Below are 731 nucleotides of genomic sequence, written 5' to 3' on the forward strand. Positions count from 1 at the left end.
GGGATCGCGCCCCCCGGCCGCCCGGACGCGGACCACGGCGGTCGGTGCCCATGGGCGCCCCCTCTCACCCGCCGCGTCGGTCCAGCTCGGCGAGCAGCTCGGCGCCGAGCTGGGTGACGTCCCCGGCACCCATGGTGACGAGCACGTCCCCCGGCTTCACCAGGTCGACGGCGAGCGCGGCGGCACGGTCGAAGGCGGGTTCGTAGTGCGCCGCGGCACCGCGGACGCGCTCGGCGATCAGCTCGCCGGTGACCCCGGGTTCGGGTTCCTCGCGGGCGCCGTAGACGTCGAGCAGCACAACCTCGTCGGCGAGGCCGAGTGCCTCGGCGAACTCGCCCGCGAACGCCTTCGTCCGGGAGTAGAGGTGGGGCTGGAACACCACGACCACCCGACCCGCCCCCGCCGCCTGGCGGACGGCGGCCAGCTGCGCGGCCACCTCGGTCGGGTGGTGTGCGTAGTCGTCGTAGACCCGCACGTCACCGGAGCGCCCCTTGAACTCGAAACGCCTGCGGACGCCGCCGAACGCGGCGAGCCCGTCGACGAGGTCGTCCGGCTCCGCACCCAGTTCCAGCCCGGTGAGCAGGGCGGCGACGGCGTTGAAGGCCATGTGCTCGCCCGGCACGGCGACCCGCACGGTGAGCTCGGAGTCGCCGAGCGCGAGACGCACGGTGCCCCCCTCGTCGCCGGGCCGGTAGTCGAGCACCCGCGCGTCGCCGGGCCCGTCCGCCCGG

General features: G+C 75.8%; 1 protein-coding gene. It reads right to left on the bottom strand.

Annotated features, from left to right (window positions below; all coding sequences use genetic code 11):
* Nucleotides 1-64: 64 nt before the first annotated feature.
* Nucleotides 65-731: glutamate ligase domain-containing protein (locus SACPADRAFT_RS25270; RefSeq protein ID WP_007027854.1), on the bottom strand; the 667-nt coding region annotated here is incomplete at its 5' end.

The organism is Saccharomonospora iraqiensis subsp. paurometabolica YIM 90007, from assembly GCF_000231035.2.
Classification (GTDB): domain Bacteria; phylum Actinomycetota; class Actinomycetes; order Mycobacteriales; family Pseudonocardiaceae; genus Saccharomonospora; species Saccharomonospora paurometabolica.